Annotated in this window: 15 protein-coding genes; 6 read left to right on the forward strand and 9 right to left on the reverse strand. The window is 70.2% G+C overall.

Annotated elements, in window-relative coordinates:
* From MJ797_RS17480 to MJ797_RS17495, 4 genes are all read left to right on the forward strand, one after another.
* The coding region (locus MJ797_RS17480) for a dihydrolipoamide acetyltransferase family protein (RefSeq protein ID WP_239336206.1) at positions 1 to 831 on the forward strand (831 nt) is incomplete at its 5' end.
* A 13-nt stretch (positions 832 to 844) separates the two neighbouring features.
* Positions 845 to 1,291 (forward strand): Zn-ribbon domain-containing OB-fold protein, encoded by a 447-nt coding sequence (locus tag MJ797_RS17485; protein WP_239336209.1) that lies wholly within the window; start codon positions 845 to 847, stop codon positions 1,289 to 1,291.
* Positions 1,288 to 2,451 carry a thiolase family protein gene (locus tag MJ797_RS17490; protein WP_239336212.1) on the forward strand — a complete coding sequence of 388 codons (1,164 nt, stop codon included), beginning with the start codon at positions 1,288 to 1,290 and terminating at the stop codon, positions 2,449 to 2,451. The genes MJ797_RS17485 and MJ797_RS17490 overlap by 4 nt, the downstream gene beginning before the upstream one ends.
* A gap of 45 nt (positions 2,452 to 2,496) precedes the next feature.
* The gene (locus MJ797_RS17495) at positions 2,497 to 3,762 is read left to right on the forward strand and encodes an acyl-CoA dehydrogenase family protein (protein ID WP_239336215.1); all 1,266 of its coding nucleotides are present in this window, start codon (positions 2,497 to 2,499) and stop codon (positions 3,760 to 3,762) included.
* A gap of 68 nt (positions 3,763 to 3,830) precedes the next feature.
* Here the strand turns inward: MJ797_RS17495 and MJ797_RS17500 are convergent, their stop codons facing one another.
* Positions 3,831 to 4,607 (reverse strand): VOC family protein, encoded by a 777-nt coding sequence (locus MJ797_RS17500; protein ID WP_239336218.1) that lies wholly within the window; start codon positions 4,605 to 4,607, stop codon positions 3,831 to 3,833.
* Positions 4,608 to 5,035: 428 nt separating this feature from the next.
* On the opposite strand from MJ797_RS17500, the gene MJ797_RS17505 reads away from it, so the two are divergent.
* Both MJ797_RS17505 and MJ797_RS17510 read left to right on the forward strand, forming a co-directional pair.
* A complete protein-coding gene (locus MJ797_RS17505) occupies positions 5,036 to 5,872 on the forward strand; it encodes an oxidoreductase (RefSeq protein ID WP_239336221.1) in 837 nt (278 codons plus the stop codon).
* Positions 5,873 to 6,775: 903 nt separating this feature from the next.
* Positions 6,776 to 8,470, forward strand: a complete 1,695-nt coding sequence (locus MJ797_RS17510; protein WP_239336224.1) for a protein kinase — start codon at positions 6,776 to 6,778, stop codon at positions 8,468 to 8,470.
* Here MJ797_RS17510 and MJ797_RS17515 read toward each other — a convergent pair.
* The 8 genes from MJ797_RS17515 to MJ797_RS17550 all read right to left on the reverse strand — a co-directional run bounded on the left by MJ797_RS17515 (position 8,415) and on the right by MJ797_RS17550 (position 20,066).
* Complete coding sequence (locus MJ797_RS17515) at positions 8,415 to 9,227, reverse strand: hypothetical protein (RefSeq protein ID WP_239347500.1); 813 nt, start codon at positions 9,225 to 9,227, stop codon at positions 8,415 to 8,417. The two genes, MJ797_RS17510 and MJ797_RS17515, sit on opposite strands and share 56 nt — an antisense overlap.
* A gap of 179 nt (positions 9,228 to 9,406) precedes the next feature.
* The gene (locus tag MJ797_RS17520) at positions 9,407 to 9,823 is read right to left on the reverse strand and encodes a peptidase inhibitor family I36 protein (protein WP_239313205.1); all 417 of its coding nucleotides are present in this window, start codon (positions 9,821 to 9,823) and stop codon (positions 9,407 to 9,409) included.
* Positions 9,824 to 9,944: 121 nt separating this feature from the next.
* Positions 9,945 to 10,847, reverse strand: a complete 903-nt coding sequence (locus tag MJ797_RS17525; RefSeq protein WP_239336226.1) for a hypothetical protein — start codon at positions 10,845 to 10,847, stop codon at positions 9,945 to 9,947.
* Positions 10,848 to 11,879: 1,032 nt separating this feature from the next.
* On the reverse strand, positions 11,880 to 13,040 hold the full coding sequence (locus tag MJ797_RS17530) for an HNH endonuclease signature motif containing protein (RefSeq protein ID WP_239336227.1): 1,161 nt from the start codon (positions 13,038 to 13,040) through the stop codon (positions 11,880 to 11,882).
* A 435-nt stretch (positions 13,041 to 13,475) separates the two neighbouring features.
* Positions 13,476 to 15,455 carry a 2'-5' RNA ligase family protein gene (locus tag MJ797_RS17535; RefSeq protein ID WP_239336230.1) on the reverse strand — a complete coding sequence of 660 codons (1,980 nt, stop codon included), beginning with the start codon at positions 15,453 to 15,455 and terminating at the stop codon, positions 13,476 to 13,478.
* 2 nt (positions 15,456 to 15,457) lie between these two features.
* Positions 15,458 to 16,690, reverse strand: a complete 1,233-nt coding sequence (locus tag MJ797_RS17540) for an OmpA family protein (protein ID WP_239336233.1) — start codon at positions 16,688 to 16,690, stop codon at positions 15,458 to 15,460.
* Between the two features lie 158 nt (positions 16,691 to 16,848).
* On the reverse strand, positions 16,849 to 17,676 hold the full coding sequence (locus tag MJ797_RS17545) for a hypothetical protein (RefSeq protein WP_239336236.1): 828 nt from the start codon (positions 17,674 to 17,676) through the stop codon (positions 16,849 to 16,851).
* On the reverse strand, positions 17,676 to 20,066 hold the full coding sequence (locus MJ797_RS17550; RefSeq protein WP_239336245.1) for an ATP-binding protein: 2,391 nt from the start codon (positions 20,064 to 20,066) through the stop codon (positions 17,676 to 17,678). Before MJ797_RS17550 ends, MJ797_RS17545 begins: the two co-directional genes overlap by 1 nt.
* Positions 20,067 to 20,074: the final 8 nt, after the last annotated feature.

Raw genomic sequence — 20,074 nt, forward strand, 5'->3', positions numbered from 1 at the left:
GGCGGACGCATCCGCCGGGCGGACGTGGACCTCGCGGCCGCCGCCGACACACGCGATCGCGCATTACCGCCGCCGCCCGCGCGCCGGTCGCCGCCCGGACCCCGGCCGGGCCAGGTCGTGGCGCTGACCGGGATGCGCGGCGCGATCGCCCGCACCATGCACGCCAGCCTGCGGGAGATGGCGCAGCTCACCCACGGTTACGAAGCCGACGTCACCGATCTGGTCGCCCTGCGCGCCCAGCTCAAACGGGAATGGACCGGCCTGGGGGTGGGGGGTGCCGGTGTCGCAGCCGGTTCCACGCCGCGGGTGCCGTCCCTGAACGACTTCGTCATCCGGGCCGCGGCGCTGGCCCTGCGCGATCATCCGATGCTCAACGCCACCATCCGTGACGACGGCATTCACCTGCTCACCGAGATCCATATCGGGATGGCGGTCGCGGTACCCGACGGGCTCGTGGTGCCGGTCGTGCGGGACGCGGCCGACCGTGGGCTGCTCGACCTCGCGGCCGAGACAAGGCGGCTGGCCGGCGCCGCCCGCGACGACCGGTTCACCACGGCGGATCTGGCGGGCGCGACCTTCACGGTGACCTCACTGGGCGGCTACGGCGTGGACTTCTTCACACCTGTGATCAATCCGCCGAACGTGGCCATCCTCGGGGCTGGGCGGGTCCGCGACGGGGTCCGCTGGGAGGGCGACACACCGCGGCGGACGTCCGTGCTGACGCTCAGCCTCACCTTCGACCACCGCGCCGTCGACGGCGCGCCCGCCGCCGAGTACCTGCGCGCGGTTACGGCGCTGCTCGCCCGTCCGCTGCGGTTGCTGGCCGCATGAGCCGGGTGCTCCGATGACCTCCGCGGTGACGCCGTGTGGTGTCCCCGTCGACCCGGCGCTGTTCGCGTCGCTCGACCCGCCGCGCCTTGCCGGCGCCAGGTGCGGGAACTGCGCGACGACGGTCTTCCCGGTGGCCGCGGCCTGCCCCCGCTGCTCGGCGGACGGACCGGCCATGGCACCGGTCGCGCTGCCCGGCCACGGCACGATCTGGACGCTGACCGGCCAGGACTTCGAACCCAAGCCGCCGTACACCCCACCGCCGGACGGATTCCAGCCGTACGCGGTCGGCTATGTGGATCTCGGTGATGTGCTTGTCGAGTCCCTGCTGGCCGGGGATCCGGCCGCGCTCGACATCGGTGTCCGGGTACGGCTCACGCTCGTCCGGACTGGCGCTGCCGGCGAGGTCACCTACGCGTTCGAGCCCGCCGAGCCCGCCGGGGAGAAGGAGCCGGGCGCATGAACATCGACCGGGACCGGGACGCCGTCTATGTCGTCGGGGTCGGTATCCACCCGTTCGGCCGGCACGAGGGCGTCAGCGCGATGGTCATGGCCGAGCACGCGGCCCGCGCCGCGCTCACCGACGCGGGCGTCAGCTGGCCTGATGTCGATCTTGCTGTCGGTGGCAGCAACGTCTCCGGGAAGCCCGACACCCTGGTCTCCCGCCTCGGTCTGACCGGACTACCGTTCATTACGGTCCGCAATGGATGTGCCACCGGTGGTGTGGCGCTGGCGACCGCGGCGAACGCCCTGCGGGCCGGGGAGGCCGACGTGACCGCGGTCATCGGTTTCGACAAGCACCCGCGGGGCGCGTTCAGCTCCGACCCGGCTGGCTACGGGCTGGGAGAGTGGTACGGCCGGACCGGCCTCATGGTCACCACCCAGTACTTCGCCATGAAGACCCGGCGTTACCAGTACGAGCACGCCATCTCCGACCGGTCGCTGGCCCGGGTCGCGGTCCGCGCGCTGCGCAACGGCGAGGCCAGCCCCACCGCCTGGCGGCGCACCCCGCGCACCGAGGACGAGGTGCTCGCCGCGCCGACCGTCAACGCCCCGTTGACCCGATCGATGTTCTGCTCGCCGAGCGAGGGCGCCGTCGCGCTCATCCTCGCCCGTGGCGACCGTGCGGCTGACCTGTGCGAACGCCCGGTGCGGCTCGCGTCGGTAGCGCTGCGCACCCGCCGGTTCGGCTCGTTCGAGGTGTTCTCCCCGTGGCTCGCGCCCGAGCCCTGCCACAGCCCGAGCATGGCCGCGGCCACCGCGGCGTTCGCCGCCGCCGGTGTCGACCCGTCCGATGTGGCCGTCGCCCAGCTACAGGACACCGACAGCGGATCGGAGATCATCCACCTCGCCGAAACCGGGCTCTGCGGGCACGGCGAGCAGGAGAAACTCCTCGCCGACGGTGTCACCGAGCCGGCTGGCCGCCTCCCGGTCAACACCGACGGCGGATGCATCGCCAACGGCGAGCCGATCGGCGCGTCCGGGCTGCGCCAGGTGCACGAGATCGTCCGCCAGTTGCAGGGACGGGCGCTCGGCCGGCAGGTCCCCGGGTCTCCGCGGGTTGGCTTCACCCATGTCTATGGCGCGCCTGGGCTCTCCGCCTGCGCGGTGCTGACCGTCTGAGTGCTGACCGTCTGAACACGACCGGCGAAGGGGGCACCACCACCGATGAGCACTCCGGAACTCGCGACCTGGCGCACCGAGGTACGGCGCTGGCTCGCCGCCACCGTCGCCGCGCCCGCGGCAACCGGCGGTCCGTGCGATCTCGCGGTGTTCCGCAACCTCTCCGACGCCGACGAACGCACGCTGCTGGACAACGTCCGGGCATACCGGCGGGCCCGGTATGACGCCGGCTATGGCGCACTCACGCTGCCGGTCGAGCAGGGCGGTGCCGGTCTGCCCGCGCTGTTCGCGGCCGCCTTCGCCGACGAGGAACGCGCGTTCGCCGTGCCGCCGTCCACCGAGTTGATCAGCGTCACGACCGGCCTGGTCGGCCCGGCGGTGGCGATGTTCGGTACGCCCGCCCTGCGGGAACGGTTCGTCGGCCCGCTGCTGCGTACCGACCTGCTCGCCTGCCAGCTGTTCAGCGAGCCCGGAGCCGGTTCCGATCTGGCGGCGCTGTCCTGTCGTGCCGTCCGCGACGCCGGCGCTCTCGGAGATACCGGGGATGCCGGGGATGCCGGGGACGGCTGGGTGGCGGATGGGCAGAAGGTCTGGTCATCCGGCGCGCGGTTCGCCGACTACGGCCTGCTGCTCGCTCGCACCGACCCGGACGTGCCCAAGCACGCCGGGATCACCGCGTTCCTCGTGCCCATGGGCGCCGCCGGTATCGAGATCCGTCCGATCCGGCAGATGAGCGGGGGGACGTCGTTCAACGAGGTCTTCCTCACCGGCGTCCGGATCCCCGACAGCCTGCGCGTCGGTGCTGTCGGCAACGGTTGGCGGGTGGCGAACGCGACGCTGTCCTTCGAACGCACCGCGTCTGGTTCGGTGACTCGGCGTAAGGGCGGAACCTTCGACGACGTGCTGGAACTCGCCCGTTCGCTCGGCCGGGCCGGCGACCCGGTCGTCCGCCAGCAGCTCGCCGATCTCCACATCCGGACGGTGCTGCGGGCCGCCACCGCCGGGCGGGTGGCGCGGGCCGCCGCCGCCGGGATGCCGCCGGGGCCGGCGGCCTCGGTCGGCAAGCTGGTCGCGTCCGACGTGCTGACCCGGACCGGGGAGCTCGCCGTCGACCTGCTCGGCGGCCGGGCCGCGGCTGACACCGGCGAAGGGTTCGCCTGGACGGAGCACCTGCTGGGCGCGCCCGGCTACCGGCTCGCTGGCGGGACCGACCAGATCCAGCGGAACATCATCGGTGAGCGGGTGCTGGGCCTGCCGGCCGAGCCACGGGTCGACAAGGACGTCCCCTGGTCCGGACTGTCCCGGTCCTGAGCCGCGGCCCGCCAAACCCGGCTGCCCGCAGACCTGGCCCGCGGCCCGCGCCGCGCCCGCCTGGCCCGCTACCCAGGCGGGTTCCCCAGGGCGGCGATGATGTGGAACTCCACGCCGAACGGGTCCTCGGCGGCGGCGATACGTCCGTAGGGGGAGTCCTGGGGCGCACCGGAGATAGTGCCGCCAGCGTTGACGATCCGCCGGGCGGCCGCATCGGTGTCGTCGACCTGGAAGTAGGTGATCCAGGATGAGGAGCGCGCGTCGGCCACGCCGTGGATCCCGCCGACTATGTGGCCGTCCGGGCGGTGCAGCAGCGTGTAGTCGATGTCGGGAGTCTGTACGGGTTCCAGGGTGTAGTCGAAAATCGCCTGGTAGAACGTGCGGGCCGCCTCGGCGGCGGGAGTGCGCAGCTCGTTCCATGCCAGGGAGCCGGGCTCGTCGACGATGCGCGCGCCGGGGTGCGTACGCCCCTGCCAGAGGCCGAACTGCGCGCCGGCCGGGTCGAGCGCGATCGCCATCCGCCCGGCGTCCATCACGTCCATGGGCGCCATGACCAGCTGGCCACCAGCGTCGGCGATGTGCTTGGCGGTGCCGTCACAGTCATCGCTGGCGAAGTAGAGGTTCCACCAGAAAGAGGTGGCCTGCGGATCAGGGTTTGCCATGACGGCCGCGACCGGCTGCCCGCGCAGCAGGCACATCGTGTAGCCCTCGGTCTCGGGCGGGCCTTCCTCGAACTCCCAGCCGAACAGCGAGCCGTAGAATTCCTTTGCGCGTTGAATGTCGGGAATGCCAAGGTCGAGCCAGGTAGGTGTCCCCGTCGGTGGATTGCTCGTGATGTTGACCATGAGGTTGTCTCCTTCAGGCCTGTCGGATATAGGTCTGCCTACCCATCCTCGACATCCCCGGACGGCTCTGCCAGCTCCCATGCGCGGGCACTCGCCGCGATAGATGCCCGGTATCACACGGGAGCGGACTGAACGGGGAGGAGGAGCGGAGGGGAGCACGGGAGAGAGCGCGGGAGGGGAGCATGGAAAGAATCAGTGTGAGAGCCGAGCGGAACGTTTCTGGGCTGTTTGTGTGACGGCGGTGATCGTTCGTCTCGAGGGCCGACACGGTCGAGTCCCCCGAACTCCTCCTCACGTTCACCTACGGCTTGGAGGCCACTCTGCCCGGCCCCGGCGCCGGCCCTGGCGCCCCGGCCGCCGGCTACACCAGGCCGTGGCGCTGCTCGCCGCGGGCCTGAAACATCCGCGACCACCATCCAGGAGCCCGCATGACCGCCGCAGTACTGATCACCGGAACGTCCTCGGGTATCGGCCGGGCCACCGCGCGGCGGCTGGCCGGTCATCCCGGCCTGACCGTCTACGCCACCGCCCGCCGCGCTGAGAGCATGACCGACCTCGCCGGGGCCGGCGTGCGGACACTCGCGTTGGACGTCACCGACGAGAAGTCCATGCGCGCCGCCGTCGCCCTGGTCGAAGCCGAGCACGGCGCCGTCGGTGCTCTGGTGAACAACGCCGGTTACGGAGAGTACGGAACCATCGAGGAAACCGACCTGGACAGCGTGCGCCGCCAGTTCGAGACCAACGTGTTCGGGCTCGCGCGCATGACCCAGCTCGTCCTGCCCAGCATGCGAGCCGCCGGCCGGGGCCGGATCGTCAACGTCGGCTCCATGGGCGGCCGGCTCGTCTTCCCCGCCGGTGGTTACTACCATGCCAGCAAATACGCCGTGGAAGCTCTCACCGACGCATTGCGTTTCGAGACGGCTTCTTTCGGCATCAAGGTCAGCCTCATCGAGCCCGGCCTGATCCGTACCGGATTCGGTGCTACCGCCGCCCACACGCTTGCCGGATCGGCAGCCCCGTCCGGGCCTTACGCGGCCCTCAACGCCGCCGCCGATGAGAAGATGGCCCGGTCCTACCGGTCGACCCTGCTGTCCGCCCCGCCTGAGGCCGTCGCCAAGGTGATCGAAGACGCCGTCACCGCCATCAGGCCGCGCACCCGGTACCTGGTCACCCCCGCGGCCAAGGTGCTCGTGCACACCCGCCGGTTGCTGGGCGCCCGCGTGTTCGACGCCTATCTGCGGATGCAGGGCTGGGGCGCCGAGTGAACAGCATCGCGGCCGGACCGGAGCCGCCCTGACCGCACAACAGCCGTCGTGCGGTTGCGCGCTCGGTACTGGAGAGGGATGCGGCGGCGGGCAACCTCCGGCCGGCGCGGGATTTTCGCACGGGCGCAGCCCGTCACCGGTCCGGTCGACCCGATCCACGATCACCTCCTGCCGATGCGGCAGGAGAACCCCAAGTGGTTGGCGCTGGAAGTCCTTCGGGGGTTGTCGGATGCCAGGTGGATGCGTCGCGAGGCGGAGGAGGCCCTGGCAGCGGTGTTCCACCGGGGCCGACGAGCCGGGGTACCCGTGCATCGCGAAGCGATGTGCGGGGAGCGATGACGCGAGGCGCCGGCTGGCGCCGGCAGGCCCTGGATGAACTTCCAGCGCCGACCACTAAGGTCAGGGAAGTCACACCTAGCACGTGACTACAGCGTGGGAATAGCAGCCCACATGCGGTCTGGGGCAGTCAGATCACAAGATCCGTGCCAGAATCAGATCGCTTGACATTCCCACGGCGGGTTCGGCGTTCGTCGACGCGGTTTCCGCGGTTTCCGCGGTTTCCGCGGTTTCCGCGGTTTCCGCGGTTTCCGCGGTGGCCGGTGCTCGGCGCGGTGTCGCCATGGCTGGCGGCCTCGGCGGTCACGGGCGGCCTGCTGCTGGCCCCACCCGAAGCTTGATCGCCGGTCAACGCGAGTTGCTCTTTTCATCTGTTGGAATCGTGGCAGATTTTCATCTGTTGGAATCGTGGCGGAGCCGGAGAGTTGACAGTCCCGAGAGCCACTTTTTTCCCTATATTGACGAGCTGGGGAGCGGAAGCGGGAACCTGGAACGGAGCCGATTGTCGGAATCCCGAAGGCCGCGCCCGTTTCCTTGTTCGCGTATTGTCTACCCGAGGAGTGTCGGATGGACGGGATCACCTGGGCTGTCACCGTCCCGCCCGGATACCTGGTGGGACGATGGCGGGTCGTCGACGGGATTGCCACCGGGAGCTGGGGGAGTGTGTATCGCGGCGAGCTGGCGGAGCCCGCGGGCGAGGTCGGCGGGGACGACGACAGCCGTCCGGGCGCGGGCTGCGGGTTGCCCGGCCGTGCGCGCCCGCCTGCCCAGACGGCGCTGAAGTTCCTTCCCACCGGCACGGTCACGGCTCGCCAGCTGGCGCACATGGCGGCGATGGCCGCCCGCGAGCTCGACCTGCACCGGCGGCTGAGTCACCCCCGGCTGGTGCGCCTCTTCGAGGCGCTCACTGTCGACGACCCCGAACACGGCGAGCTGGACGGGGCGACCGTGCTCGTCATGGAGCTCGCCGAGGAGAGCCTGGATGCCCTGTTACGCCGCAGTGACGGCCCGGCACCGGACGCCGCCCGGATGATCGTCGAAATCTGCGAGGGGACTGCCTTCCTCCATTCCCAGGGATGGCTACACGGTGACCTCAAGCCGGCGAATGTGTTACGTATGGCCGACGGGTCGACCCGCCTGACCGATTTCGGCCTGGCTACGGAATTAGAAGGAACGCATGGCTACCTGCCCCCCATGGGCTCGTCGGACTACGTTCCGCCCGAACGCGGGGAACAGCTGCTCACCGATCGCGGCTCGGCCGTACGCACCACACTGGACATCTGGGCGCTCGGTGTCACTGCTCATCTCGCGTTGACCGGCCGTCATCCCTTCCTCGGCGCCACGGCCAGATCGCGCGTCGCCGCGATCGCCGAGTACGCGGCCGGCCGACAGGCCCTGTCGCTCGATCCCGGGCTGTCACCCGGATGGCGCTCGTTCATCGCCGACTGTCTCGCGCCGGACCACCAGACGCGCAGCCGGCACAACGCCGCCGATCTGCTGGCGCGTGCCCAGTCTTTGGCCGGTACGCGAACGTCCGGCCGGTCGCGGCAGGCGATCCGGCGCCACCGGTTTCGTGGCCGCGGCCAGGCCGTGGCCGTGGCCACGGCGGCGGCCACGATCGCCATACCCCTGGTCCTGACACTCCTGCCCGACGAGGCGGGCCGTTCCTCCACCGAGGCGGGCACGGTGTCCGTGGCCGGATTGAGCACCGTGGGCCCGCTCACGAAGGCTTCCTCCGCAGAACCCTCCCCTGTCGATGCCGCGTCCCAATGGTTGAACACGGACGCGGGCATCCCGGAGCAGTTCCTCAGCCTGATCATCGCTGCTGGCACCATGTGCGACGAGCCCAGTGTGAGCCCGGCGCTCGTCGCGGCGATGCTGGAGGCCGAGAGCGGTTTCGACCCGAATCTGAACGACCCAGCTCGCGATGAATACGGCATCGCCCGATGGACCCCCCGCGTGCTGCAGTACTACCTTCCGCCGGGCCGACGGGGAACGCTCCCTCGGCCGCCGTTCTCGCCCGAGGACTCGATCCCGGCGGTCGGCCGCTACCTGTGTGTCCTCGCGCGCCAGCTCGAAACGGTGCCGGGGCAGCCGGAACTGCTGCTCGCCGCCGCGTACCGAACATCGGCCGAGGTGGTCCGGGTGGAGGGCGGGATTCCGGACCGGACGGCCGGGTACGTGGAACGGGTTCGGACCAATCTGCTCAGGTACGCGCCGGTCGGCACGCCGAGCCGACCGGCGCCGTCCTCGACGGGGTGAGTAACGTCAGGTGCTCCGCGCGAACCAGATCGAACCGGAGTGCTATCGACACCAACGCGGCTCGCTGCCAGTCCGCTCTGACACCGGGCGCGGCGAACGCCGCCGCCGGTTCCCGGACCCGAAGCTTTCTGCGCGCAAGGTAATCAATGTGGAAAGCGACCGCACGGCGGGTGAGCCCCATGCACTCCGGATGTCCGCTCAGCCGCCGGACGATGTCGGGAACCGACGGGAGCACCGTCGACGCGCCGTCACGCAGACGAGGCTCGCATAGCGCCACCAGGACGAGAAAGTACTTCGCCGACTCGTCCATGGGGAAGGCGGACAGCGTTCCGTCCAGCTCTGCGGTGGAGGTGGACGGTGCTATCGGGTCCAGAAAGGTATGCTGCGGGGCGAAAATCAGGAAGCTCGCTCCGCCCCCTTCCGCCGGTATGACCACCCGGGCGAACTCGAAAGGTACCGGCATTCCCAGCCGCCGCGGGGCGATCTTGATGTGTTCTCCGCCGCCCTCCGGGTTCTCGACCGCATATGTCCGGTCGTTCGACAGATTGCTGATCAGCCAGTAGTCCTCATGCGCCCGGATGCGGCCGGCCAGCCGTGACACCGCAGGATGATGGAGCCGGAGATCGACCGGCAGGCCGGGTGCCCCACGGCCGAACGTCGCGTCCTCGCCCGAACGAAGTTCCCGCACGGCGGGCGTACCGGTCACCCGGTCACCACTCACAACATCGCCGGGAATCTGTACCACCACGGTGCCCACGTTTCCCCCGGAGTGCGACTGGCGTGATTACTCATCATCCGGCTGAGACGTCCCCCAGCAACCTTTTGTCCGCGAGGGTATCGCGCGGGCCGGCTCCGAACTGTGGCCACCGACGGGTCTCCGCGGTGGCCACAGATGCCGGTAGCGGCACGCTGGCGGACGGCGTCGTTATGCTGGGATCAGCATGTCGAGTTGAGGACCCACTTGTGGCTTGCGATGTTGTTGTTGAGGGTCTCGCCGCCGCCGGTCCCGTTGTAGGGGAATGTATAGTAGCTAAGATCGGCGATGTATCCGCCCCGGCCTATGCACTTGCTGGCGCCGGAGTATCCGCTGCCCCAGTACACGTTCACGTCGTCATACGTCTCGGCGTAGCCGTTGTTCCACACCGACGAGGCCTGGTTGAGCATGTTGCCCCCCGGGGAGCAGGTCGACCAGTTGGAGTCGTCACCCTGCCAGGCGCAGTATGGGCCGCCGTAGTTGACGTCCCTCCAGGCGTAGAAGTTGCCGTCCGCCGCCTGGGCCGCAGCCAGGGGCGCTCCGGCGAAGGTGAGAGCAGCGAGGGCTGACACGATCGCCACTTTCCTGAGCTTTCTCATGAGATACCTCCCGTTGATGCAGGGCGAGTGGTGGTGGGGCCGGCGCAGGTCGAATGGTTGCCGGTCGATCGGCCGAGTCGCCGATGCCTGTCTCGCAGGCTCCGCGCCGCCTGTGGCGGCCCTATCCCTCCCCGGAGCGGCCGATATCGGCGAGGGCGGCGCGTGCGCGGGGCAGGGCCTCGTGTTCGAGGCGTGCCCGGGTGTCGACGTCCGTCTGGTGCTGTCGGGTTCTCTGGATTCGGTATTGTTCTTCCATCCGCTGCAGGTCCGTGGACATGCCCGTGCTGTGCGCGCACTCCGCCTCGGCGACCGCCGTTCGTATCTCCTGTGGGCGATCCGCGCTCTGCGGTGACCGGAGAAATGCCTCGCGGGCCTTCAGCGGGGTGAGGTAGTCGAAACCGCGGGCCTTCATGCAGGACGACCACCGTCGAACAGCCGATTCGAAGCGGTCGTCGGCGGTGACGTCAGCGCGCCACAGGGCAGTGAGGGAGTCGGTCACCGAGGTGACACGAAACCAGGAGGCCAAGTCCCCGTAGATTTCCTGTTGGGCCTGCGAGGTACAGCCGTCGGCAATCCGGCCCATGGTCACCCCGTCGGGGGTCCTGACCTCAAGCCGTGCCGCGGACTGCCGCCCGTTAAGGGCTTCCAGGGCACGTGCCTGCTCCGCCGACGGCAAATTCTCGAAGTATCGCCTGTTGGGGTCGGCGGCGCGCAGCCGGCTGCGCTCGGCGTCGATGTCGCTTCCGTACCCGTGCCGCGAAGCCCATTCGACGTCGTCGATCACGTAGGGAAAGTCGCGGTCCTCCGGCAGTGGCTGTCGGGGCACGGCCCACATCTCGAAGCCGTGATCCTTCATACAGGAACGTGTCAGCATCTGCTCCGCCTCGTGCAGCACCTCCTTCTCCGGCTCGGTGAGGGGCTGCCCCCCGGCTACCTGACGAGGCTTGTGTGCACTGCAGGAAACCATCGCCAGCAGGGCTACCATGCCCACCATCATTAGGGCGACTGGTTGCCGAAGGCGCATGTCGCCTCCTTCAACCACGGGCCGGCGGCCCGCGAAAGGATTTCTCATTACGAGGCTTGTGTGCACTGCAGGAAACCATCGCCAGCAGGGCTACCATGCCCACCATCATTAGGGCGACTGGTTGCCGAAGGCGCATGTCGCCTCCTTCAACCACGGGCCGGCGGCCCGCGAAAGGATTTCTCATTCCTGTCGCCACGGCACCGAACTATGCCGGCGATTCCGCTGGCCGCCATCCTGCGAGAAGCCCGGTAGACAGGTGCGCCCTGGCGTGCTATCGGAACTCGGTCGTGCCCGCCCCCGGAATACCGGCTCGGTAAGAGCGCCCGGCAATAGGGGCGTGGATCAAGGAGTGGGGCTGGGGTGCGTGCATCGCGAGGCGGCGGAGGGAGCCACCGGAGGTGTTGGGTGGTGACCGACGACAACGCGGCGAGGTGCGTGCCCCAGCCCCGCGACGCCGCGTCCCCTATTGCCGGGCGCTCTAAGTGTTCGGTGATGCCGTGGAAGCGCACGTCGGGAACCCGGTCGGCGTCGCCGGTCGGGTGGGTGCTGGCTGCGGCGGTGGGTCAGTCCGCGGGTCTGGTGTGTGCGTGGTGACCGGGCGGGTCGGTGCCGTCAGGGCCGGGTAGCCAGGGAAAGAATCGTTCCAGGGCGGTGTCTTCGGGTGGCTTGCCTCCGGCAGCGGCGCAGGCGTGAACCGGCCCTTACCGACCGGTTTCGCCGGCACCGGCGCCACGACCGTGCGCGGGCCCGGGCAGGCGCATCGGCGCCAGTACCGTCGCCGCCGATGCACGATCCGGGTGATCGTCACCTGCCAGTCGATAGCCCACGCCGACCCACCGGTCGTCAGCTGATGACCGGTGACCCGTCAAGTGCCACCCCACAGGATGCGATGCTGGACCTCGGACCTCGGACCTCGGACCTCGGACCTCGGACCTCGGCTGCGGTGTCGGCACCGGCTGTCTGGAATCCCCACTGGTGGCCAGGTGAAAGTCCCCGCATGAGCCGCGGTGACTGTTTTTGGAATGACTGCTTTCAGAACGGTGGTGGGTCCAGCTCCGGCTCCGGGTTCGGAATGCAGTCGATGTAGGGTTCCGGGCTGGTGTGGTGGACACGTTTCTCCGGGCTGGTCCAGGTGACCGAGCCTCTGGAGCCAGCCAGGTCGACCAACCAGTTCCCCTTGTGTTTCATGCGGTGGTGGCGGCGACACAGAGTGAGCAGGTTGGCCGGGTCGGTGGTCCCGCCGTCAGCATGGGGCTGGACGTGGTCGAGGTCGCAGGCCGCGGCGGGTTTACGGCAGCTTGGGAACCGACAGGTGCGGTCCCGGGTCTGCACGTGACGGGCAAGCGCGGCTGAGGGGAACCGTCGCCGGCTCACATCCAGGAGACTGCCGTCGACGGGGTCGGTGAGGATCCGCCGCCAGGTGGCGTTGGCCGCGCAGGCCAGGTCGCGGGCGAGCCCGGCGGGGATCGGCCCGTGACCGGCCAGCTCGCCGGGGGCGTCGGTCAGCCCCAGCAGGGTGTCAGCAGGCACGATCACCCCGATCTCGATGTGGACGGGTTCGTAATCATGATGGCGGCCCAGCAGAAGGTCGGTGAGGACGTCCGCGCGGCGTTCATCCATGCTCCGGGGATCGTCCGGAGCGCCGGCACAGCGGGCGAGGGCGTCGATGTGCTGGTAGGCGGCCTGGGCGTCGGCGGCCGGCAGGAACGCCCACAGTTCGGCCATGCCGTCATCGAGGGGCCCGATGCGAACCTGCCGCTCCCGGCGCTGCTTCTCGTGGCGCCGCTGGGCGCCATCGGGGTCGACGGCGAGCACGGCCCGGCGCAGTGCCTGGCGGAACAGTGTGTGGCTGGCTCGACCGCCGCGGGCCAGCACCTTCTCCTCGACAGCGGTCGCGTGGACCTGCGACAGCGAGTCGGTGGCGTCGGCGACCGCGCGCGCTCGGCCCAGGTCGATCGCACCGGCTGCCAGAGCGGCCAGGGTGGCCGGTAGTCGGCAGGTCACCGTGTGCGCCAGCTTCAGCTGGGCGGCTGCGGCGCCGCACGACAGGTCCAGTTCGATGGCGATCTCACTGGCGGCGAACTCGCTGAACACCGGGTCCGGCCCGGCCGCGGATCGCAGCTCGACGAACCGGGCCTGCGTGCGGATCAGCGCCGCGTCCAACCTGGCTTTCTCCTGCACGATGGTCGTCATGAGGGTCAGGCAGGCATCCGCATCCAACCCGGCGATGGGCTCGGGGCCTGCGCACGCATCACATGGTGGACACACATCAGATCGTGCGCATCCATCGGATGTATCGAACATATGTTCACTTTAGCTCGCCATCCCGACATTTCCACCCCGTTCAGCGATCTGGACTCGTCTGGCGGGCCACCGCGGACGCCTTGAGCATCGCGGCAACCTCGACGGCCCGATGACGATTCCGCGTGGACAGGGCGTGTTCCTGGATGTTCCAACCCCGGCCAGGTGACTGCTGGTGTCGCCCTTGATCGACCGGGCGGTTGTCCTTGCCGCGTGCTGGATCAGCTCGGTGGATGGCGCTTCCTGAAGCGGACCGCCCACGACCTTCAAGGTGCCTGCGAGACCGTCGCGTCCGGGTACGCTGTCGCTGTCGACTCCGCAAAATGATCAATCGGCGGTGGGGCCGTCGTCCCAATCGGCATCCTCGTCGCTGTTCTCGCCGGCTCCCAGCGGCAGCCGGGCCACCGTATCCCACTCGTACGCGTGGCTCTCGCGGCGCAGCTCCACCAGGGCGACGGAATGGACCACGACGCGGATCCGGGGCAGCTCCCGCAGGGCCGCGACGGTCTCGACGACCGGGCGCGCGTCGATCGTTTCGCCGACGTAGGCGATGTTGATATATGGGTGGAACTCGTCAGGTTCGCCCATGGCTTTCACCGTGCGGGCCCCCGCGTCAAGGAGGTGGTCATTCAGGGCAAGCAGCGGCTCCCAGGGGACGACGGCGAGTCCGATCGAGTCCGGGGAGCCGGTCGCCGGACCCACGATCAGCGTGAATGGTTCGATGGCCGCGAGCGACCGACGGGCCTCGGCAACAGCACGGTTGATATCGCCGATGTCGTCGATCTCGTCGCCGAAGGCCAGCCGAGCGAGGGTGAGTCGCAGCTCGTCGGGGGACACGCGGTCGAGGCCGGGCAGCTGCAGCCGGTCCTGGCACCGTGTCGCCAGTTCGTGCAACTCGGCGGCGCCCTCGAAGGTCAGCACCCAGTGGTAGGCGCGACGTCCGGGGGTCCAGCCTGGACGGTTCCAGTGAGTGGTGAGGGTGTCGAGCCTGGCAAAGCGATGCCAGTCGGCGGTCACGGGATCGTCGGAGGATGGGATGATCCGGTCTTGCCACTGGCCGTCCGCCAGCGCCACCAGCTTGTTCAGTCGATCCACAGCGGATGCGGGGGAGTACGGGCCGAGGTTGTGCGCGGCGTGCAGCACATAGCCGAACGCCGGCGGGGTCCGCGGCGTGCGCGCGAGCAGGCCGGCGCTCATTTTCCCGTCGGGCGGCTCGGGATCGAGCGGCTGGCCGGATGGCGGCAGCAGCCCTGAGAACCGCAGCCCCGCCATCACCCACAGATCGTCGACAGCGCTGTACGTCGACCAGATCAGCCCGCGCAGGCCCGCCCAAGCGTCCTGCTGCACGGCGAGGGCGTTCTCGGCCTCCTGCCGGAGCCGGTGGTAGTCATCCTCGGCCGCGGCGAGTTCCGCGGCGGCATCGTTGGCGCTGTCGGCGTCCGGATTGTGAATAGCGATCTTCATGACGATCGGGCTGACGCTGAGCATCACCAGGAGGAAGACGACCACCACGGTCAGGTAGGGGCCGGATGCCCCGCCGCTGGCACCGCCGTTTTGGCTGAGCTCGTTGGACAACCGTCCCGCCGTCGTCAGGAAATCGCCGCGGGCTTTGGCGGCCATGCCGATCAACGCCAGCACCGCGACGGCGAGCGCACCCGGCACCCGCCATTCCGGCCAGGGCGGTTCGGCATCCGTCCATCCGGCACGCCGCCGGCGCCATATGACGACCGGTTCAGCGAGCAGATGGCCGGTCCAGAACAGCAGCAGGGCCAGTCCCACCCCCGGCAGATAGGACAGCCAGTACTCGACGGAGGCAACCGAGCTGCCGACTCCGGTCAGGTAGCGGAACAACCGGCCCAGGAACCAGACCTCGAACAGTGCCACCACCAGCGTCGCGGCCATGGCAAGCGCCGACAGCGACAGGAAGCGGGGCACCCGCAGCTGTCGGCGCCGGTCGTGTGGCCCGTCGTCGGCGTAGCGGGCCTGCACCCGGGCCGTCTGCCGGCGAGTGGCGAGGATCCGCTCCTGCCGCACGAAGGTGGCCAGGGCACGCAGGGCGGAGTCGGTCGCCGTGGCCGCTGTGATGAGGGTCCGCAGCGCCTGCTCGATGCCCGGCCGTGCCGAGTGCACCACCTCGGCGCTCTCTCGGAGCACGAGCAGGTGCGCGGTATCCTGCGGATCATCCTCCGCGTGCTGGGCCAGGAAGTCCGCCAGACAGCGGCATGCGGGCGCCGCGGGCGCCGGGCACGGCGGGGATGCGGCGCACAGCGCCCACGGTCGTGGTTCGAGTGAGAATCGCCGGCTCACCGTCATCCTCTCGTCTGGCCGAGCGCGATGACGATCTCGACCCGGCGGTTGCAGCTCATCGCGGCAGGGTCGGCGCTGTCGTTGGTGCGGTGTTCTGGTCCGCAGGCCGGACTCGGGCGGCTCTTGCCGAGCCCGACCGCCTTGCCCACAGTGAGCCCGTCGGCCCGCAGCGCGTCGGCGACCCGCTGCGCCCGGCCCAGCGAGAGCAGATCGTTGTGGTCGTCCGTGCCACGTGAGTCGGTGTGCCCGTCGACCTCGGTGACGGTTCCGGACGCTCCGCGCACCCGCCGCTCCACGTCGGTGAGCGCGGCCTGGGCCGTTGCCAGCAGCTCGGTGGAGTCGGTGCCGAACAGCATCCGGTCGGGCAGCGTCACGATGATCGTTCCGCTGTCGCGTCGCTCGGTGACGGCGGGAAAGGTGACGGCGGCGTCCGGCATGCCCGGCGTTCGGGCCGCGGGACCGGTGCTCACGGACCCGCCGGCCGCCGCCGTGGCCTCGCTGTGGATGTCGCACGACGTCGGGTTCGCGGTGGCCGCGCCGCATAGTCCGCGCCACAGCGCGGTCAGCCAGTCGAGCTGGGCGGTTGCCGGCGACGGCTGGTCGTCCGCCGGATGGCCGATTCCGAACATGGTGACCTGGGCACCGGTGAGGTCGGGCAGCTGCCCGGCCGTTCGGCAGTCAGTGACGATTTTCTGTACGTCCCCGGCGATGGGGGATTCGAGCAGATCCGCGCAGCCGGAGTTGACTAGCCCGTCGGAGACGACGACGTGGCGGGAGCCGGACGTGGTGGCGCTCTGGTGGGCTGCTGCCGCCAACGCGCCAAGGATGTCGCTGCCCGCCGCGCGGGCCGGTGCCGCGGCCGCGTCCGCCAGCAGCCGCCGGGCGCAGCGCAGGGAAGCGACTTGGGCGCTGGTCCGCTGGTCGGGGTTGGCCAGCCGCGGGGTCGCCACTGTGGCCCAGGCCATCGTCGTAGCTGAGCCGTCGAAGCCGGAGATGGTGATCGTGTCGCCACGCAGCACCGCCGCGCGGGTCGCGGCGTCCAGTTCCGGCATTGCCGCGTAGGACGGGCCAGCGTTGCCCCGGACACTGGCGGAGCGGTCGAGCAGCAACGCGGTGATCCCGGCGCCTGGGACGGCGTCCGGTGTGTCCGGACGCCCGGCGCAGCTGTCCGCCTCGGACGAGTGGCTGCCCGGCCGGCAGGCCACGAACAGGCCTGCGCCGACGGCGAGTGCCATTCCCACGACCAGCAGGCGCGGCCACCGGGCCGCCGATCCGTCGGCCTGTCGCGCTGCCGCCGCCGGGACCGCTCGGGCCGCTGTCCGTGGGGTCGGTCGGACGGCCGGTCGCGGTCCCGACCTGCGGGCGGGCGGGCGGCGCCGACCTGCGGCGGGACTCATCGCGTGCCCTCCGGCGTCGACGGGCTCGACCAGTCGGCCACCGGTAGTCCGGCCCACTGCATCAGCCGGACCAACGCGGAGTTGTGCGCCACGTCGAACTCCAGCAGATTGACGTTGTTCGCGTTGTCCACCGCCTGGAACACCGTTGTCAGCAGCTCGTCATCTTTGGCCTCGCGCTGCTCGGCGAGCTGGTCGACGACGTCCGCGGCGTGCTCGGGCTGCGCGGCCAGCCGCAGCAGGTGGCGCGCCAGGTACGGTGCCGGGGGCAGCTCGGCGTCGAGCGCGTCGATGCCGAGCATCGCCAGCAGCCGCCGCCACTGCGTCGCCATCTCGGTGTAGTTGCTGACGAGCTGCTGGGAGAAGTCGTGTAGCGCGTCCTGCTGCAGCGCCCTGGTCCATGCCTGCTGCTGCAGTGCCCGCACGTCGGTGTGCAGAGTGACCTCGGCCCGGGCGGACCATCCCAGCGTCGTCTCCGGCAGGCCTTGGCGCGCCAGTACGTCCAGCTGGGCGTTGAGGCAGGTCTCGGCCTCGGCGGCCTGATGCGGCGGGTAGGCCCGCAGCACGCACCTGGTCGCCACGGCGATCTTCTCCTGGACGAGGCTCTCGTAGTCGGCTGCTCGGCTGCGGATCTCTGTCACTGGACGCTGTCCGTCGTGCCAGGCACACCGCACCGTCACCTCGAAGTCGTAGGCATCGCCCTTGCTCGGCGTCTGGACCGGCTCGCCGACGATGATCCATGCCACCTCGGGGCGGTCCTCGGGCGTGCCACCGATCCAGGTGCGCAGTCGCCGCAGCGGCCCTCGCCGGTCGGGCTCGGCACTCATCACTGGGCTCCCATCGGTCCGAAGATGTCGTTGATCAGATTCTGTGCGGCGGGATGGCCGCCGGAGTTCCGCCAGTCCGCCCACCACAGGTCCGCGTAGAAGCGCAGACGCTTGACCAGCTCGCCGTGGTTGGCGAGGCGGATGAGCAGGTCCGCGGTGGCGCCGGCCCGCTGCGGCCGGGTGTCCGCCTCCATGCACCACGTCCGCAGCAGCGGCCAGCCCAGGGCCGCCAGGACCGGCGCGGTCAGCAGCAGCCGCCACAGCTCGTCATGGATCTCCCGGCGGTGCGGGTCGGTGCCGACGTGCCCGTCCAAGGCCCATCGGGTGCCGTCGTCTGGGCCGTCGTCGGAGGCGAGGTAGAGCAGGCAGCCGGCGGCGTAATAGAAGACGGTGGGAGGGCGTAGCCGCAGCTGCGTCTCGTACGCCCCCCGCAGCCGCAGCCGCAGCCGCAGCCGTACTGCCCGTTCCCGTACCTGCTCGATCTCCTGTACCCATTGATCGAGCAGGTCGAACACCTGCTCGATCCCGCCGGCGGACGCCACCGCGTACACCACCTCCATGGCGAACGCGAGCGGCTGGCGGTTCTGCCGTAATGGCACGGCCGCGGTGCGGCGGACCAGCTCGAGGGCCTCCTCGGTGCGACTGGCCCCGGGCGCGGTGGCGTAGACCAGCAGCGCCGTCGTCCGCCACCGGTCCCCCTGACCGCTCCAGCGCCGCACCTGTTCCCACGCCCGGTCGGCGATCAGCGGGTACTCGATCATCGCCGCAACCGTCCAGGCCGCGGCGCGCTGGCCCGACCGGCTGCGGCGGATCCACGGTTCGACTAGCTCCGCCATGATCAGGTCGAAGTCGTGGGTGGCGAACCGGCCGACGGCCTGCGCCGCTCGCACCTGCACCGCCTCGGGTTCGGCGCGGTGCGCGCCCACCAGGGCGAGCTCGGTGAGCCAGTGCCGCAATGCCGTCTGCGTGAGGTGGTGCTCGTCCCAGACGAGGTCGAGGACAGCACCCGCCATCGCCGGATTGCGGAACCGGACCCGGCCGGCGTTCCCGGCTGGCGTGTCGTCCCCGTCACGGTCGATCGGGCTCGCCTCCACCCACTCCAGCAGCGCCGCGGTCGGCTCGGTGAACGATGTGCCGACCCGCATGCCCGGCCGGCCGTCGCTGAGGATGTCCCGCAGCCGGTTCGCGGCCCGGATGACGAGATCGAGCGGCATGTCGTTGCAGACAGCGAGGGCGACCAGGAAGGCTCGCCGAAACAGCCGCACCGCCTCGGCGGAGCGCGGTAGGTCCTCGGGGGAAATGCCCCGTAGCGGATCGGCGAGCAGGTACGCGGTATGCCGACGGACCTGCTCATCGAGGTAGGCGTCCGCCGGAGAGCCGTCCCGCAACGCGCTCGCGACCAGCGCCGCGATCTGCGCGACCTGCCGCAGGGGCGCGCCGTCCAGCGCACTGAACACCGATGGCGGCAGCCCCTTGATTTGATCGTCCCGGCATGCGTACTGCCTGTGGAGCAGAATCTTCAGTACGTCGGCGCGCTCGGGCATCTCGTGCCGCACCGCGTCGCCCCTGATCAGTATCGTGGCGCCGGCGGTTGTGTCGATGGTGAGCACGAACCAGGCGCGATGGAAGCGCGCCAGCCGGGTCAGCTCGTCGACGAGCAGGTCGAACCCGTCTCGGCGGGCCGCCGCGGTGACGTCGAAGACGTAGCCGTAGCCGGTGCGCAGGCTGGTCGTGGTGAGTCGGCTCGGATCGGTGCCCGGGTCGAACAGGGCGACGCCAGCGCCCTCCGGCAGCACGTCGGCGAGCGCGCATAGCGCGAGGCTGGTGCGTCCGGAACCGTCCGGGCCGACCAGTAGCCTGACCGGGCTGTGCCGCAGCTGGTCCGCCAGCTCCTGCCGGCTGGTGGGGACGCCGAGGCTCGCTCTGAACTCGACGAGAACAGTGCGTAGCCGCGCGATGGTTCCCGCGCCGACTTCCCGGGCCCGCGGCCCGACGCGTCGTCCAGCGTTGATGTTGATCGTCCCGACCGCACCGCCGACCGTGATCGAGCCATCGCCCATACCGATGGTGCCGTGCAGGCTGCGATGGCCTCGTTCGGCCTCGGCGCGCAGCCGGCGGTTGCCCTCGACGTCGTAACCGAACTCGTCGTCGGAGTCGGATGAGCTGGCTGGATCGGCGCCGTCCGTCTTGCGGTGTCCGTCGCCGTCTCGATCATCGTTGTCCCCGCGGGTATTACGGGGTGGCCGGGGTGCTTCGCCGTCCCCGTGGCCGCCGCCCGCCCGTCCGGGATCGTTCGCGGATCCGGTGGTGCCGGCCGCGCTGCTCTCGCCTGGGCTCGAGCCAGCTGCTCCGCTGTCGCCGCCGGTGCCATTGGCCGTCGGTGTCGTCATGGTGAACC

The sequence above is a fragment of the Protofrankia sp. CiP3 genome (genome assembly GCF_917627345.1).
GTDB lineage: Bacteria > Actinomycetota > Actinomycetes > Frankiales > Frankiaceae > Protofrankia.

What these genes read in the sequence shown, in the direction of transcription:
- MJ797_RS17545 (WP_239336236.1), bottom strand. Translation starts at nt 17,676, where the DNA reads ATGAGTGCCGAGCCCGACCGGCGAGGGCCGCTGCGGCGACTGCGCACC.
- MJ797_RS17540 (WP_239336233.1), bottom strand. Translation starts at nt 16,690, where the DNA reads ATGGCACTCGCCGTCGGCGCAGGCCTGTTCGTGGCCTGCCGGCCGGGC.
- MJ797_RS17490 (WP_239336212.1), top strand. Translation starts at nt 1,288, where the DNA reads ATGAACATCGACCGGGACCGGGACGCCGTCTATGTCGTCGGGGTCGGT.
- MJ797_RS17485 (WP_239336209.1), top strand. Translation starts at nt 845, where the DNA reads ATGACCTCCGCGGTGACGCCGTGTGGTGTCCCCGTCGACCCGGCGCTG.
- MJ797_RS17525 (WP_239336226.1), bottom strand. Translation starts at nt 10,847, where the DNA reads ATGCGCCTTCGGCAACCAGTCGCCCTAATGATGGTGGGCATGGTAGCC.
- MJ797_RS17520 (WP_239313205.1), bottom strand. Translation starts at nt 9,823, where the DNA reads ATGAGAAAGCTCAGGAAAGTGGCGATCGTGTCAGCCCTCGCTGCTCTC.
- MJ797_RS17500 (WP_239336218.1), bottom strand. Translation starts at nt 4,607, where the DNA reads ATGGTCAACATCACGAGCAATCCACCGACGGGGACACCTACCTGGCTC.
- MJ797_RS17505 (WP_239336221.1), top strand. Translation starts at nt 5,036, where the DNA reads ATGACCGCCGCAGTACTGATCACCGGAACGTCCTCGGGTATCGGCCGG.
- MJ797_RS17550 (WP_239336245.1), bottom strand. Translation starts at nt 20,066, where the DNA reads ATGACGACACCGACGGCCAATGGCACCGGCGGCGACAGCGGAGCAGCT.
- MJ797_RS17530 (WP_239336227.1), bottom strand. Translation starts at nt 13,040, where the DNA reads ATGACGACCATCGTGCAGGAGAAAGCCAGGTTGGACGCGGCGCTGATC.
- MJ797_RS17495 (WP_239336215.1), top strand. Translation starts at nt 2,497, where the DNA reads ATGAGCACTCCGGAACTCGCGACCTGGCGCACCGAGGTACGGCGCTGG.
- MJ797_RS17510 (WP_239336224.1), top strand. Translation starts at nt 6,776, where the DNA reads ATGGACGGGATCACCTGGGCTGTCACCGTCCCGCCCGGATACCTGGTG.